This window comes from Flavobacterium sp. (assembly GCF_039595935.1).
Classification (GTDB): Bacteria; Bacteroidota; Bacteroidia; order Flavobacteriales; family Flavobacteriaceae; genus Flavobacterium.
On the sequence record NZ_JBCNKR010000006.1, the window covers coordinates 127,419 to 141,834 of the forward strand.

General features: G+C 33.9%; 14 protein-coding genes. 11 read left to right on the forward strand and 3 right to left on the reverse strand.

The window, feature by feature from the left end; genetic code table 11:
• Positions 1 to 192: 192 nt before the first annotated feature.
• Positions 193 to 1,638, forward strand: coding sequence for an asparagine--tRNA ligase (gene asnS, locus ABDW27_RS10300; protein WP_343695811.1), 1,446 nt, complete (start codon positions 193 to 195; stop codon positions 1,636 to 1,638).
• A 92-nt stretch (positions 1,639 to 1,730) separates the two neighbouring features.
• Positions 1,731 to 3,200 carry an RNA polymerase factor sigma-54 gene (rpoN, locus tag ABDW27_RS10305; RefSeq protein WP_343695812.1) on the forward strand — a complete coding sequence of 490 codons (1,470 nt, stop codon included), beginning with the start codon at positions 1,731 to 1,733 and terminating at the stop codon, positions 3,198 to 3,200.
• Positions 3,201 to 3,522: 322 nt separating this feature from the next.
• Here rpoN and ABDW27_RS10310 read toward each other — a convergent pair whose 3' ends face one another.
• On the reverse strand, positions 3,523 to 3,942 hold the full coding sequence (locus tag ABDW27_RS10310; protein ID WP_343695813.1) for a hypothetical protein: 420 nt from the start codon (positions 3,940 to 3,942) through the stop codon (positions 3,523 to 3,525).
• Between the two features lie 45 nt (positions 3,943 to 3,987).
• Positions 3,988 to 4,578, reverse strand: coding sequence for a thymidine kinase (locus tag ABDW27_RS10315; RefSeq protein ID WP_343698128.1), 591 nt, complete (start codon positions 4,576 to 4,578; stop codon positions 3,988 to 3,990).
• Between the two features lie 245 nt (positions 4,579 to 4,823).
• On the opposite strand from ABDW27_RS10315, the gene ABDW27_RS10320 reads away from it, so the two are divergent.
• The 9 genes from ABDW27_RS10320 to ABDW27_RS10360 all read left to right on the forward strand — a co-directional run bounded on the left by ABDW27_RS10320 (position 4,824) and on the right by ABDW27_RS10360 (position 13,649).
• On the forward strand, positions 4,824 to 5,801 hold the full coding sequence (locus ABDW27_RS10320) for a hypothetical protein (protein WP_343695814.1): 978 nt from the start codon (positions 4,824 to 4,826) through the stop codon (positions 5,799 to 5,801).
• A 115-nt stretch (positions 5,802 to 5,916) separates the two neighbouring features.
• Complete coding sequence (rsmI, locus tag ABDW27_RS10325) at positions 5,917 to 6,636, forward strand: 16S rRNA (cytidine(1402)-2'-O)-methyltransferase (protein WP_343695815.1); 720 nt, start codon at positions 5,917 to 5,919, stop codon at positions 6,634 to 6,636.
• 34 nt (positions 6,637 to 6,670) lie between these two features.
• Positions 6,671 to 7,348, forward strand: a complete 678-nt coding sequence (locus ABDW27_RS10330; RefSeq protein ID WP_343695816.1) for a DUF4919 domain-containing protein — start codon at positions 6,671 to 6,673, stop codon at positions 7,346 to 7,348.
• A 9-nt stretch (positions 7,349 to 7,357) separates the two neighbouring features.
• On the forward strand, positions 7,358 to 7,702 hold the full coding sequence (locus ABDW27_RS10335) for a HopJ type III effector protein (RefSeq protein ID WP_008465164.1): 345 nt from the start codon (positions 7,358 to 7,360) through the stop codon (positions 7,700 to 7,702).
• Positions 7,703 to 7,945: 243 nt separating this feature from the next.
• Positions 7,946 to 9,649, forward strand: a complete 1,704-nt coding sequence (gene recJ / locus ABDW27_RS10340) for a single-stranded-DNA-specific exonuclease RecJ (RefSeq protein ID WP_343695817.1) — start codon at positions 7,946 to 7,948, stop codon at positions 9,647 to 9,649.
• Positions 9,636 to 10,919, forward strand: coding sequence for an MFS transporter (locus tag ABDW27_RS10345; RefSeq protein WP_343695818.1), 1,284 nt, complete (start codon positions 9,636 to 9,638; stop codon positions 10,917 to 10,919). Before recJ ends, ABDW27_RS10345 begins: the two co-directional genes overlap by 14 nt.
• Positions 10,919 to 11,833: an alpha/beta hydrolase gene (locus ABDW27_RS10350; RefSeq protein WP_343695819.1), complete on the forward strand. Its 915-nt coding sequence runs from the start codon at positions 10,919 to 10,921 to the stop codon at positions 11,831 to 11,833. The genes ABDW27_RS10345 and ABDW27_RS10350 overlap by 1 nt, the downstream gene beginning before the upstream one ends.
• A gap of 165 nt (positions 11,834 to 11,998) precedes the next feature.
• The gene (locus ABDW27_RS10355) at positions 11,999 to 12,355 is read left to right on the forward strand and encodes a hypothetical protein (RefSeq protein ID WP_343695820.1); all 357 of its coding nucleotides are present in this window, start codon (positions 11,999 to 12,001) and stop codon (positions 12,353 to 12,355) included.
• Between the two features lie 82 nt (positions 12,356 to 12,437).
• Positions 12,438 to 13,649: a cytochrome c3 family protein gene (locus ABDW27_RS10360; protein ID WP_343695821.1), complete on the forward strand. Its 1,212-nt coding sequence runs from the start codon at positions 12,438 to 12,440 to the stop codon at positions 13,647 to 13,649.
• Here ABDW27_RS10360 and ABDW27_RS10365 read toward each other — a convergent pair whose 3' ends face one another.
• Positions 13,650 to 14,393, reverse strand: a complete 744-nt coding sequence (locus tag ABDW27_RS10365; protein WP_309844324.1) for a UDP-2,3-diacylglucosamine diphosphatase — start codon at positions 14,391 to 14,393, stop codon at positions 13,650 to 13,652.
• Positions 14,394 to 14,416 lie beyond the last annotated feature (23 nt).

Here is a 14,416-nt window from a genome sequence, read left to right on the forward strand (position 1 = left end):
ACAAAAACAAGAGAAATTGTTTCTTTTGAAAACAAATGCCCTAGCCCCGATAGAAGCGGCATCCTTTCTATTTTTTCTTTAAAAATAGAAAGATATAGCGGATAGCGGGAAACAGCTTCAAAAATTAATTATTATCGATTATATTTGCAGTTGTTCAAAATGAATATTATTTAATATCAATTATATACAAAAATGAAACACACAAAGGTTAGAGACTTATTAAACAGTACGACGACGTTACAGGAAGTGAATGCAAAAGGATGGGTGAGAACTTTTAGAAATAATCAGTTCATCGCGCTTAATGACGGTTCTACCATTAATAATATTCAATGTGTTGTTGATTTTGAAAATACTCCGGAAGAGACTTTAAAAAGAATCACTACTGGAGCTGCAGTTTCTGTAATTGGAACTTTGGTAGAAAGTAAAGGTGCGGGTCAGAAATATGAAATTCAGGTTTCTAAATTAGAAATTCTTGGAGATTCTGATGCTGAGAAATTCCCAATGCAGCCTAAAAAGCATACTTTAGAATATTTACGTACTCACGCACATTTACGCGTACGTACAAATGCTTTTGGTGCGATTATGCGTGTGCGTTCGGTATTGTCTTATGCGGTCCACAAATATTTTCAGGATAAAGGTTTCGTTTACGTAAACACGCCAATTATCACTGGAGCTGATGCTGAAGGTGCTGGAGAAATGTTCCAGGTTACTTCTTTGCCATTGGATAATCTTCCAAAAAATGAAGAAGGAAATATTGATTTCAAAAAAGATTTCTTTGGAAAACATACGAACTTAACGGTTTCTGGACAGTTAGAAGGAGAAACTTTTGCAATGGCTTTGGGTCAGATTTATACTTTTGGACCAACGTTTAGAGCAGAAAACTCAAACACTTCTCGTCACTTGGCTGAGTTTTGGATGATCGAGCCGGAAGTTGCTTTCAACGATCTTGACGACAACATGGATTTGGCTGAAGATTTTATTCAGTACGTAATTAAATATGCTTTAGACAATTGTGGAGATGATTTAAAATTCCTGGAAGGAAGACTTTTGGAAGAAGAAAAATCAAAACCTCAGGCAGAAAGAAGCGAAATGGCTTTGTTAGAGAAACTAAACTTTGTTTTAGACAACAACTTCAAACGTGTTTCTTATACTGAAGCAATCGACATTTTAAGAGATTCAACTCCAAATAAAAAGAAAAAATTCCAATATTTAATCAACGAATGGGGAGCTGATTTACAGTCAGAACACGAGCGTTTCTTGGTTGAAAAACACTTTAAATGTCCGGTAATTTTATACGATTACCCAGCAAACATTAAAGCGTTTTACATGCGTTTGAATGACAATACTGAACCAGGAAGAGAAACGGTTCGTGCAATGGACATCCTTTTCCCGGGAATTGGAGAAATAGTGGGTGGTTCTGAAAGAGAAGAGCGTTATGATGTTTTGGTTGAGAAAATGGAAAAACTTGGAATTGATAAAGAAGAATTATACTGGTATTTAGACACCAGAAGATTTGGATCGGCAACTCACGCAGGTTTCGGTTTAGGATTTGAGCGTCTGGTATTGTTTGTAACTGGAATGACAAACATTAGAGACGTAATTCCTTTCCCAAGAACTCCGGGTAGCGCAGAATTCTAAAAAAGTTTAATCGGTTAATCGTTCATTCGGTTAACCGATTTTCACGAAGAAACGATTTGACGATTAAACAAATAAACGATTAAACAGTATAAATGCTAAAGCAATTTTTAAATTTAAAATTATCCCAAAAATTATCTCCACAGCAAATTCAGCTGATGAAGTTAATTCAATTGCCTACGCAAGCTTTTGAACAGCGTTTATTAGAAGAAATGAACGAAAATCCGGCACTTGAAGCTGGAAAAGAAGAGGAATACGAAGCCGATGAATTCGCAAATGATGACTACGATGATTATGATGATTATGATGATGCTGAATCTGACAGAATCGAAGCAGACGACATTAATATCGACGAATATCTAAGCGACGACGATACGCCTGACTATAAAACTCAGGTTAATAATTATAGTGATGATGAAGAGCGTGAAACACCATTTGCTTCGCCAATTAGCTTTCATCAGGATTTAATAAATCAGCTTAATACTTTTATTTTAAACGATCAGGAACGCGAAATCGCCGAATTCCTTGTTGGAAGTATTGATGATATGGGTTACATCCGCAGAAGTATTCCGGATATTGTTGACGACATGGCCTTCACTCAGGGAATTTATACTGATGAAGCAATGGTCGAAAAAATGCTGCATGTAATTCATGAACTGGAACCTTCGGGTGTTGGTGCGCGCGATTTACAGGAATGTTTATTGCTTCAGTTAAAACATAAAACGCCAACCGAATATGTTGATTTAGCAATTGACATCATCGAAAATCAGTTTGATGCTTTTACAAAGAAACATTACGATAAGCTTTTACAGAAATACAGCGTTTCTAACGAACAGCTGAAAAAAGCGATTCACGAAATTGAAAGACTTAACCCAAAACCGGGAGGTTCTTTTACAGGAAATAATAAAGTTACAGAAAATGTTGTTCCCGACTTTGCTATTAGAATTGTTGACGGTGAACTGGAATTGACTCTGAACGGAAGAAATGCTCCTTCTCTGCACGTTTCTAAAGATTATCAGGAAATGATGCAGACTTATAAAGATTCTCGTGATAAATCGGCAGCACAAAAAGATGCCGTGCAGTTTATCAAACAAAAACTGGATTCGGCAAAATGGTTTATTGATGCCATCAGACAGCGTCAGGAAACTCTTTTTGTAACTATGAATGCGATTATGCATTATCAGGAAGAATATTTCTTAGACGGCGACGAAACCAAACTAAGACCCATGATCTTAAAAGACATTGCAGATATGGTTGGTTTAGATATTTCGACTATTTCCCGTGTTGCCAACAGCAAATATGTAGAAACGCCATACGGAACCAAACTGATTAAAGAATTCTTCTCTGAAGCTATGAAAAATGATCAGGGTGAAGATGTTTCAACTCTTGAAATCAAAAAAATTCTTCAAAATACAATTGAGGAAGAAGACAAAAGAAAACCGCTTCCTGACGATCAATTGGCCGAAATCTTAAAGGAAAAAGGTTATCCGATTGCCAGAAGAACTATCGCTAAATACCGTGAACAACTTGATATTCCGGTAGCGAGAATGAGAAAGAAAATTTAGTTTTATTTTTATAAACATATAAGAAATATAAGTTCATTTAAAAATAACTGACCCGACAAGACTTAAAAGTTTTGTCGGGTTGTTTTTTTTCATATTATATCTAAACTGGACTGAAGTCCAGCTCTACAATACAATTTGTTCCTTCGGAACACCAAAGAGCCTTCGGCTCAATCCATATTGTAGGGCTGGACTTCAGTCCAGTTTAAATAAAGAATAATTTATTAATAAAACATTTCTACGAAATGGATTCAGTTTCTTTAAAAAAACAAACCCGACAGGTTTTAAAAACCTGTCGGGTTTAATAACGTCCATAAACATTTAATTATTTATATTGATCTGGCAATATTTTCACGGTAAACAAAAATTCTTTTTTATTATCGCTATAACTATAAACCAATGTATAATCATTATCTCTAAAAACCTGAAGTCCGGGATTTGCTTTTGCAGTACTTAAAAGACTTTTTTCAATTTCTTTACTTATTACATCAACCTCAGCAGTTGCTTTTTGTACATTCAACAAAGTTAAATTATATTGAACCGTTCTTTCTTTATGCAGACTAACACTGTCTAAACGAATTCCTTCCTGAATCTTAAGCGGACAGCTTTTATTATATTTTTCAATTAATTCTGTTATCTCGGTATTTTCTTCGTCAGCTTTTTCAGAAAGGAAAAACTGAAAATACACAGTTAAAGCAACTGCAACTATAACAATGCCTAACAGCAATATATTTTGTTTTCTCATAGTTTTTATTTTCTTTTTATAAAAGCTCAGATGAGTTTTGGAGATTTATTTTTCGTGGCTTTTTTTCATGGCGTTAAAATACGCTGCACGGCTAAGCGGCTCGTATTCTTCGGTTTCGCCAAGCATTACCAATTTATCATTATCTGTTTTTCTAAAACTGTAGTTTGCCAGATTTCCTGTTCTGGTACAAACAGCATGAACTTTAGTAACATATTCGGCAGTTGCCATAAGCGCCGGCATTGGTCCAAAAGGATTTCCTTTAAAATCCATATCCAAACCAGCCACAATTACACGAATTCCCTGATTGGCAAGATCATTACATACTCTCACGATTTCATCATCAAAAAACTGCGCTTCGTCAATACCAATTACATCGCAGCCTTGTGCTAAAATTAAAATATTAGCCGCAGCCGGCACCGGTGTAGAACGAATTTGATTAGCATCGTGAGACACTACCATTTCGTCATGATAACGGGTATCTATAGCGGGTTTAAAAATTTCGACTCTTTGTTTGGCAAACTGTGCGCGTTTTAATCTGCGGATTAATTCCTCGGTTTTACCCGAAAACATTGATCCACAAATAACTTCAATCCACCCAAATTGTTCTTTGTGATTTACTGTATTTTCGAGAAACATTTTGTATTTTTCTGCCTTTAAAAATGAATAGTTTTTATTACTTTGTACTGGTAATAAATCGACGTAAAAATGTGCTGTTTTACATTTTTTCAAAAGTAGAAAATTTTTATCAAACCAGATATTGGCAAACGCTTATTAACAGAAATAAAAAACATCTTTAAAATATCTTTCAGATTTATTTAAGAATAAAGACATTCAAGCATCAAATACACTAAAATACCTTATTCACTATAATTTCAACAGTTATGAAAAAAAAATTGGAAGCCGATTTAATAAGCATTGCACATCGAATTTTAAAACTTAAAAACAAATCCGATATCAATCAATTATATCTTGAAACTCAGAAATTATATGAGAAATTAGCGATTTTAAAATTTGTTGATGAGAATTTCGACGAGGCAAAACCAACCATCAGCCACAGCGAAATAAACTCTCAGATTGAAACTATTTTTGATAAAGAAACTGCTCCTGCAGAAACTATTGTCGAAACTTCAATTCCTGTTGAAGAAGTTAAAACTGAAGAAACTCCTGTTGCTCCGATTATTGAAGAAGTAATAGCTAAAGTTCCGAAAGAAATAATTCCGGAAACTGTCGTTGAAGAAAAAACCGAAGAACCAGTTACTGCTGAAATTTCAGAACCAGAAATTGTTGAGGAAGTTGAAAAGGTTGAAGATTCAAAAAACAATACAGAAGAACTTTCTTTTACAACTGTAAGTGATTTAAAGCCAATTCCTGATTTCAAACCGGCTTTTGAGTTAGATACTACAGAAATAAAAGAAGAAATTAAGGAAGAACCGAAATCAGAAATCAAAGGAACTCCAATTCCGATTGCATTTGAAGATTTTGGAATCAATTACGCTGACGCTCAGTTTGTAAAAGTTGACAGCTTTGAACCTGCTTCAAATCAAGATACAAAAGAGATAAAAAATATTGAAATTCCGGTTTTAGAAACTTCAAAAGAGCCAAAATCAGTTTCTTTAAACGAAAAATTAGCAAGAGGTTTTCATATTGATTTGAATGACCGAATCGCTTTTACCAAAAATCTTTTCGGAAATAGTACCGAAGATTACAGCCGTGTTTTAAACCAATTGATGACGTTTGATTCGTATTCTGAAGCCAAAGATTTTATCGAAAACATGGTAAAACCGGATTACAATAACTGGGAAGGAAAAGACGATTACGCAGAACGTTTTCTTGGAATTATTGAAAAGAAATTCGCTTAAAAAACAAACACAAATTACACGAATTAACACTAATTCATTTGCTTCGTGCAATTTTACAAGCATCAAAAATCTGTGCTAATTAGTGCAATCCGTGTTTAAATTATTAAACTAAAATATGTCAAAATTATATATTGTTCCAACGCCAATTGGCAATCTTGAAGACATGACTTTTAGAGCCATTCGGGTTTTAAAAGAAGTCGATTTGATTTTGGCGGAAGATACCCGCACAAGCGGAAAACTATTAAAGCATTTTGAAATTGGCACGCACATGCACAGCCATCATATGCACAACGAACACAAAACAACCGAAAATTTAATTGCACGTTTAAAAGCCGGCGAAACTATTGCCTTAATTTCAGACGCTGGAACTCCTGCGATTTCTGATCCTGGATTTCTTTTAACTCGTGCTTGTGTAGAAAATAAAATTGAAGTCGAATGTCTTCCAGGTGCAACGGCTTTTGTTCCTGCTTTGGTGAACAGCGGACTCCCAAATGATAAATTTGTTTTTGAAGGTTTTCTGCCTGATAAAAAAGGACGCCAAACTCGTTTTTTGGCTTTAGCCGAAGAAACCCGAACCATGATTTTATACGTTTCTCCACATAAACTGGTTAAAACTTTGAGTGAGTTTATTCAGTATTTTGGAGAAAATCGACAAGTTTGCGTTTCGAGAGAATTATCAAAATTACATGAAGAAAATGTACGCGGAACTGCAAAAGAAGTTCTCGCTCATTTTGAAAAAACAGCACCACGCGGTGAAATCGTTGTGGTCGTAGCCGGAAAAACCATAACAAAAGAAGCTAAGAAAAGTAAGTTTTCTAAGGATGAAGAAGAATAATATTTTCTGATTTTTAATTATAAGTGCGATCTAAATGATGAAATATTTATTTTTAATCATAACATTATCCATTTTTGAAATTTCATTTGGTCAAGATGAAATAAATATAAATTTTGATGAGATAAAGTCGAAAATAGAAAATATAAATTCGACAACCTATTATCCAAAATTATTGGAAAGATTTAATTTTTTTGATACTACATTATCTTTAGAAGAAAATGCCCTTATTTATTATGGCTTTTCATTCCATGAAAATTATTTAAAAAACAAACCAAGTGAAGAACAATTAGATATTTTTTCAAATAATCAGGAATATGAAAAATTAAGAATTGAGTGTGGAAAAATTTTAGATAAAAACCCTGTAAGTTTAGCAGCAAATAACAAAATGGGATTTGCATTATTTAAACTAGGTAAACCAGAATCTGAATGGAAAAAATATCAAAAAAGATATCGAGATATTAGAAAAGTAATCGTTTATAGTGGAAATGGTCTAAGTTGTGAATCAGCATTTAAGGTAATATATGTCTCTGATGAATATAATATCATTTACGACTATTTTGAAATATCCAAATTAAGTCATCAATCTCTATCCGGATTCTGCGATCATTTTATAAATGAGCCAAATGAATTTTATAAAGCAAAAGAAATTTATTTTGATGCCTCAAGATCGCTTATCAGGAATGAAGAAATAATCAATACAAAAAAAAATTAAAATAAAATCATGAGCATACAAGCCTTTTTAGAAAAAGTAAAACAAACTCCAACACAAATCACATTTCCTGAAACTATTGCCGTAATCGAAGAAAATTACAACTTTACGCCAACTGCTTTTCAAAACGGAACTCAGCATAATGCTGCCGGAGAAAATTCTGGTTCTTGTAAATTATTTTCTTTCGCAAAATTGCAAAACTTAAGCAAAGAAGAAACTTTAGCTTGTTTTGGAGCTTTTTATTTTGAAGAAGTTTTAGGAGATCCAAACGGAACAAACCATCAAAATATTAGAAATTTCATCAACTTAGGTTGGGACGGGATTCAGTTTGAAGGAAACGCTCTAGAAGCGAAATAATATTTAGAATATAGATTTTAGATTTTCTGAACTCTCCCTTATTCTAAACTCTAAAAACTTTGTCAAAGTTTGAAACTTTGACAAAGTTAAAAATGAATATCTCTACTACAGATTAAAAATCTTTTAAATCCTTTATCCCGATAGCTATCGGGAGTGGCAAAAAAATTACCAATCAGATTAAACGATTTTAGAAATCCACAATCTAAAATCTAAAATCTAAAATCTAAAATCTAAAATCAACCCATGCGTTGGACATTAAAAACAAAACCTTCTGAAGATAAAATCAAACATTTGGCGCAAGCCTTAAATGTGGAGGATTTTGTAGCAACACTTTTGATTCAGCGTGGCATTGAAACTTTTGAAGATGCTAAGAATTTCTTTCGCCCATCATTAGAACATCTTCATGACCCATACTTGATGAAAGATATGGATAAAGCGGTTTCTAGAATCGAATCGGCGATTGAAAATCAGGAAAACATTCTGGTTTTTGGCGATTATGATGTCGACGGAACAACAGCAGTTTCTTTGGTTTCTTCGTACTTAAAATCACATTATCCAAACATTGCCACATATATTCCAGATCGTTACGACGAAGGTTACGGAATCTCTTATAAAGGAATTGATTACGCAGATGACAATGGAATTTCGTTAATAATAGCTCTCGACTGCGGAATCAAATCAATCGATCATATTGCTTACGCAAAAGCAAAAAATATTGATTTTATTGTTTGTGATCACCACAGACCCGGAGAAATTCTTCCTGATGCTGTGGCCGTTTTGGATCCAAAAAGAGAAGACTGCCAATATCCGTATGATGAATTATGCGGTTGTGGAGTTGGCTTTAAATTGATTCAGGCTTTGGGTCAAAATCGGAATGAAACTGTAGAAGATTTAGTCCCTTATCTGGATTTAGTTGCTACTGCAATTGCTGCCGATATTGTTCCGATTACGGGAGAAAATCGTGTTTTAGCATATTTCGGTTTAAAAGTCATTAACTCCGAACCAAGACCCGGAATTAAAGCTTTGGTTCATCAGGTTAAAAAGAAAACTTTAGATATCAGCGATGTGGTTTTTATTATTTCTCCGAGAATTAATGCTGCAGGAAGAATCAAACACGGAAACCATGCTGTCGAACTTTTAACTGAATTTAATTTTGATCAGGCACAGCAATTTGCATCTGAAATTGAACAATATAATGCCGACCGAAAAGATTTAGATAAAAAAATTACAAAAGAAGCTTTTCAGCAAATTACACAAAACAACGAACAGAATCGATTTTCTACCGTTGTTTTTCAGGAAGACTGGCATAAAGGCGTTATCGGAATTGTTGCTTCGAGATTAATTGAAACCTATTACCGCCCCACTTTAGTTTTTACTAAAAGCGGCGACAAATATGCTGCTTCTGCCCGATCTGTAAAAGGTTTTGATGTTTACAATGCATTGAATGCCTGTGCAGAACATTTGGAACAATTTGGAGGTCACATGTATGCAGCAGGAATGACTTTGAAAGCTGAAAATTATCAGCTTTTTAAAGACGCTTTTGAGAAATGTGTACAGGAAACTATTCAACCCGAAATGCTGACTCCGGAAATTGAAATCGATGCTGAAATTGATTTCTCAGATATCACACCAAAATTGATTCGGATTTTAAAACAATTTGAACCTTTTGGCCCGCAGAATATGACTCCTGTTTTTATGACTTCAAATGTAAAAGATACGGGTTACGCTAAAACCCTTGGAGCAGAAGAAGAACATTTAAGACTTTTTGTAAAGCAAAACAACTCCGACGGAATTGCTGCAATTGGCTTTGGACTCGGAAAAAAATTAAATATAACACAAAATCAGAATTCGTTTCAACTGGCATACAATATTGCCGAAAATGAATGGAACGGAAACATTTCAACACAGCTTATGCTGAAAGACATTAGAATCGATGGAAGAGATTAAATCAAACAAACCTGATCCATATCAGGCACTACGTTACAGAGAATTCAACGTATTTTTATTATTGCGTTTCTGCATGGTTTTCGCATGGGCAATGCAGTTTATCGTTATCGAATGGGAAGTTTACAGTTTAACTAAAAACCCGCTTTCGCTGGGAATTATTGGTTTAATGGAAGTTATTCCGGCTGTTTCTATGGCTTTATTTGCCGGACACATTGTAGACCAACGTGAAAAAAAGGGATTATTGGTAAAATGTATTATCGGATTTTCTATAATCAGTTTTGGATTGTTTTTACTAACCTGGCCAAAAATTGTCGGCGGCTGGTCTTCAACTTTGATCTTATATTCTATTTACACTTTAGTATTTTTAGGCGGACTGGTAAGAGCCTTTTTGGGACCAACTATTTTTTCTCTTTTATCACTTATAATTCCTAAAAAAGTATATCCAAATGCGGCAACCTGGAGTAGTTCAGTTTGGCAGATTGGTGCTGTTATGGGACCTGCACTTGCCGGATTTTCTATAAACTGGATTGGCGTTCACTGGTCAATGTGCTTGGTTTTCGGATTCTCTGTACTTTCATTAATTGCTTTATCTCAAATCAGTAAAAAACCAATTATAAACCCTAAAATTGGAGAATCAATAAAAGACAGTCTTACCGAAGGTTTAACTTTTGTATTTAAAAATCAGATTGTTTTGGGTGCTTTGTCTCTGGACATGATTGCAGTACTTTTTGGTGGAGCAGTTGCTTTATTACCCGTTTTTGCACAAGATATTTTAAAAGTGGGTTCAGAAGGTTTTGGAATTTTAAGAGCTGCTCCGGCTGTAGGTTCTTTTATTACAATGCTGGTTTCTGCTTATGTTCCTTTGTATAAAAATGCAGGAAAAAAACTTTTAATTGCCATATTTATTTTTGGATTATCGATCATTTTATTTGGTTTTTCTACCTATTTCTGGCTTTCAGTTTTTGCTTTATTTTTAAGCGGATTGGCCGATGGAATTTCTGTAGTTATCCGCCAGACAATTTTACAGCTTAAAACTCCGGATCATATGCGTGGAAGAGTTGGTGCCGTAAATTCAATTTTTGTTGGATCTTCAAACGAATTAGGTGCTTTTGAAAGCGGTGCAACTGCCAAATTAATGGGAACTGTAACTTCTGTAATTTTTGGAGGAAGTGTTACACTTTTGACTGTTTTAGGTTTTGGTTTTATCTCTCCTACTTTTAGAAATCTAGATCTTCAAAAAGACATGGATGATCATCATAATCAGGAGTAATGAAACCTTTTTTTCTTTCTTTATTTCTCGTATTTTCTGTTTTCTCAAACGGACAAAATCTTTACATTAAAACCTACGGAAATGAAAAGAATGAACCTCTAATTTTCATTCACGGAGGACCAACTGGCAACGCAACTTTATTTGAAGGAACAACAGCTCAAAATCTGGCAAATCTCGGTTTTTATGTTATTGCTTACGATCGTCGCGGCGAAGGAAGATCTACAGATCCTAATGCAAAATTTACGTATACAGAAGCTTTTCAGGATTTAAACTCGATCTATACAAAATACCATTTAAAGAAAGCTATTTTACTTAGTCATAGCTTTGGAGGTTTAGTTGCGACACTTTATACGAATAAATATCCTGAGAAAGTAAGTGCTTTGGTTTTGGCCGGCGCCTTATTTTCTCAACAGGAAACTTATGATCATATTTTAAATACACTCAAAGAAAAATATAAAGACGATCCTGAACAATTAAAGAAAATAAGTGCTGTCGAAAATTTAAATAAAAATTCAGCCGAATATCGAAAAGGCTGTTTTGATCTGGCAGGAGAAAATAGCTTTTTTAAAATGCCAAATCCAACTGCAGAATCTAAAAAATTATATGCAGATTATGAAGCGGGTGAATTTTTCAAAACCAATATTCGGAATAAAAATGCGCCTTTACTTTTTTATCAAAATGAAAAACAAAACAACATCGACAGCAGGCCTTTTTTAAAGAAAATTAAAGCGAAAGGCGTTCCAATCTTTACCATTTACGGAAAAAATGACGGCATTTTTTCATCGGCACAAATCACTTCAATAAAAAAACTCGCTGGCGAAAATCATTTTGCCTTTCTTGACAATTGTTCCCATTATCTTTTTGTTGATCAACAAGTTGAATTCATCTCCAATATAAAAAAATGGCTTAAATAGTTTTTTGAATATATAAGTGATATAAGTTCATTTAATAAATAAATGATGACAAACTTAAATTATCTTATATCAGTTATATGATCCAATATTTTTTCATTTTTATGATTTTTTTATTTAGAATTAATATAAATAATATTTATATTTGTTCAAATAAAAGGATTTAAGATGAGAGAAATAGAACAGATATACCACAACAATTTTGGAATTGCCTTTTACTGGAAACAAAACAGCCAGACAATTCTCGACAAAGTTCAACTCGTTTTTAAAGAGACCGGTTTTTATTTTACAGTACCTGAACTGAATCATTTTTGCGATTTAATCGAAGACAGTATAATTGAAAACTCTTGCTGCGAAGCTTGCGAAATGAAATATTCCTGCCATAAATTTTTATTGAAAACTCCTTGCTCTTCTATTGATCTGGCTGTTTCTATGACCGAATTAAAATCGATTAAAGATTTGGTTGAAGGTTCTTTGTTTAAAATTGAATTAGACGAATATATCTTCGGGTCAGGCTTAAACTAGAAGCATTCTAAATATTTTAACAACATTTTTTCATTATTGAAATATATTTTGATTGTATTCAAAATAAAGTATATTTACAACAATGAAAAAAAACTGCATTCTTTTTGCTTTCGTTCTGCTGTCGGTTTTTCTAACAAGCTGTAATAACAAATCAGACGAATATATTGATCCGCGCGGAACTGATTATGCCGGATCTGAAAGCTGTGTTCAATGCCATCAGGTGCAATACAATATGGCTTTTCAGAGTTCTCACTTTAAAGCTACGGCTCCGGCAATTTCAGAAAATGTTTTAGGTGATTTTGATGAAGGTCAGCATACTTTTATTTACGACAAAAACACCAAATTGGTAATGGAAAAACGCAACGACAGCCTTTATCAGGTTTTGTATAAAAATGGTAAAGAAGTTGAAGCACACCGATTTGAAATTATTTTCGGAATCAAACATGCACAAACGTCTGTTTATTGGAGAGATAACAATACTTACGAATTACCAATTTCCTTTTATAATTCTATAAACAATTGGGCGACAAGTCCGGGATTCCCTGCAGACAAACCTTATTTTGACCGAATGGTGGTTAAAGACTGTTATTCGTGCCACGCATCAAATATCAGCAGCAGAAATGTAAATCAAAGCTCTGAAGAGAAAAACTTCCTGTCTATGGAAGTGGAGGATATTATCGATAAAAAAACTATTGTTTACGGAATTGACTGTGAGCGTTGTCACGGTCCGGCAAAAAAACACGTAGAGTTTCATTTAAAAAATCCAAATGTAAAAACCGCAAACAGTATTACAAGTTTTAAAAATCTAAACAGACAGCAAAAACTGGATGCCTGTGCGCTTTGCCACGGCGGAAATGACGGAATGAAAATGAAATCCCGTTTTGATTTTAAACCCGGAGATAATTTATCTGATTTTTACAGAAATACGAGAAGTGTTAGTGATACTGCTAATTTTGATGTTCACGGAAATCAGTTTCGTTTAATGGCGCAAAGCAAATGTTTTATAAACAGCGAAAAAATGGATTGTATTACGTGTCACAATCCGCATGAAAATGCGTCAAAAAATATGGCATCGTATTCTAAAATCTGTATGAGCTGTCATCAGGGTTTAAAACACAATGAGAAAACACTAAAAATAATGCCTGAAAAGTTAATGGCAAATAATTGTGTAGAATGCCACATGCCGAAAAGAGCATCAGGAGCAATTAAATTTCAGCTTTCAAACAGTAAACAACTTTCAGAATATATTCTACGAACGCATAAAATTGGTATTTATCCAGTGGATAAAAAGTAATTACGATTCAAATTTTTGAAGTTCAAAAGTTTCGCCGTCAAAAACTCCGTAAGTAAAATAGCCAATCCAGTCGCCCAGATTTACGTAATTTGAATCTTCGCCTACCGGAATAATCATTGGTAAATGACGATGCCCGAAAATGAAATAATTATAATGTTTCGTTTCCAGTTTACGTTTGGCGTATAAAACCAGCCATTCGTTTTCTTCACCTAAAAACTTTACATCTTCATCGCCTGAAATCAGTTTATTTTTTACAGATAAATATTGCGCTAAACTTACACCAACATCTGGATGAAGCCAACGAAAAAGCCATTTTGAAAACGGATTTGTAAATACCTTTTTCATTCGTTTATAGCCTTTGTCACCTGGTCCTTTTCCGTCGCCGTGGCCAATTAAAAAGGTTTTTCCGTTAAAAGTAAATTCTTTATTATCGTGATAAACCGGAATATTCAATTCAGTTTGAAAATAATCATTCATCCATAAATCATGGTTTCCAACGAAAAAATAAATCGGAATTCCGCTATCGCGAATCTCAGCCAGTTTTCCTAAAACGCGTACAAAACCTTTCGGAACAACTGTTTTATATTCGAACCAAAAATCAAATAAATCACCTAATAAAAAAATAGCTTCGGCATCTTCTTTTACCTTATCCAGCCAGGCAACAAATTTTTGCTCGCGCGGAAGGCTCAATTCCGGAGTTGGCGCACCAAAATGCTGATCTGAAGCAAAATATATTTTTTTCATTTAGATTATTAGATTGTTAGAAT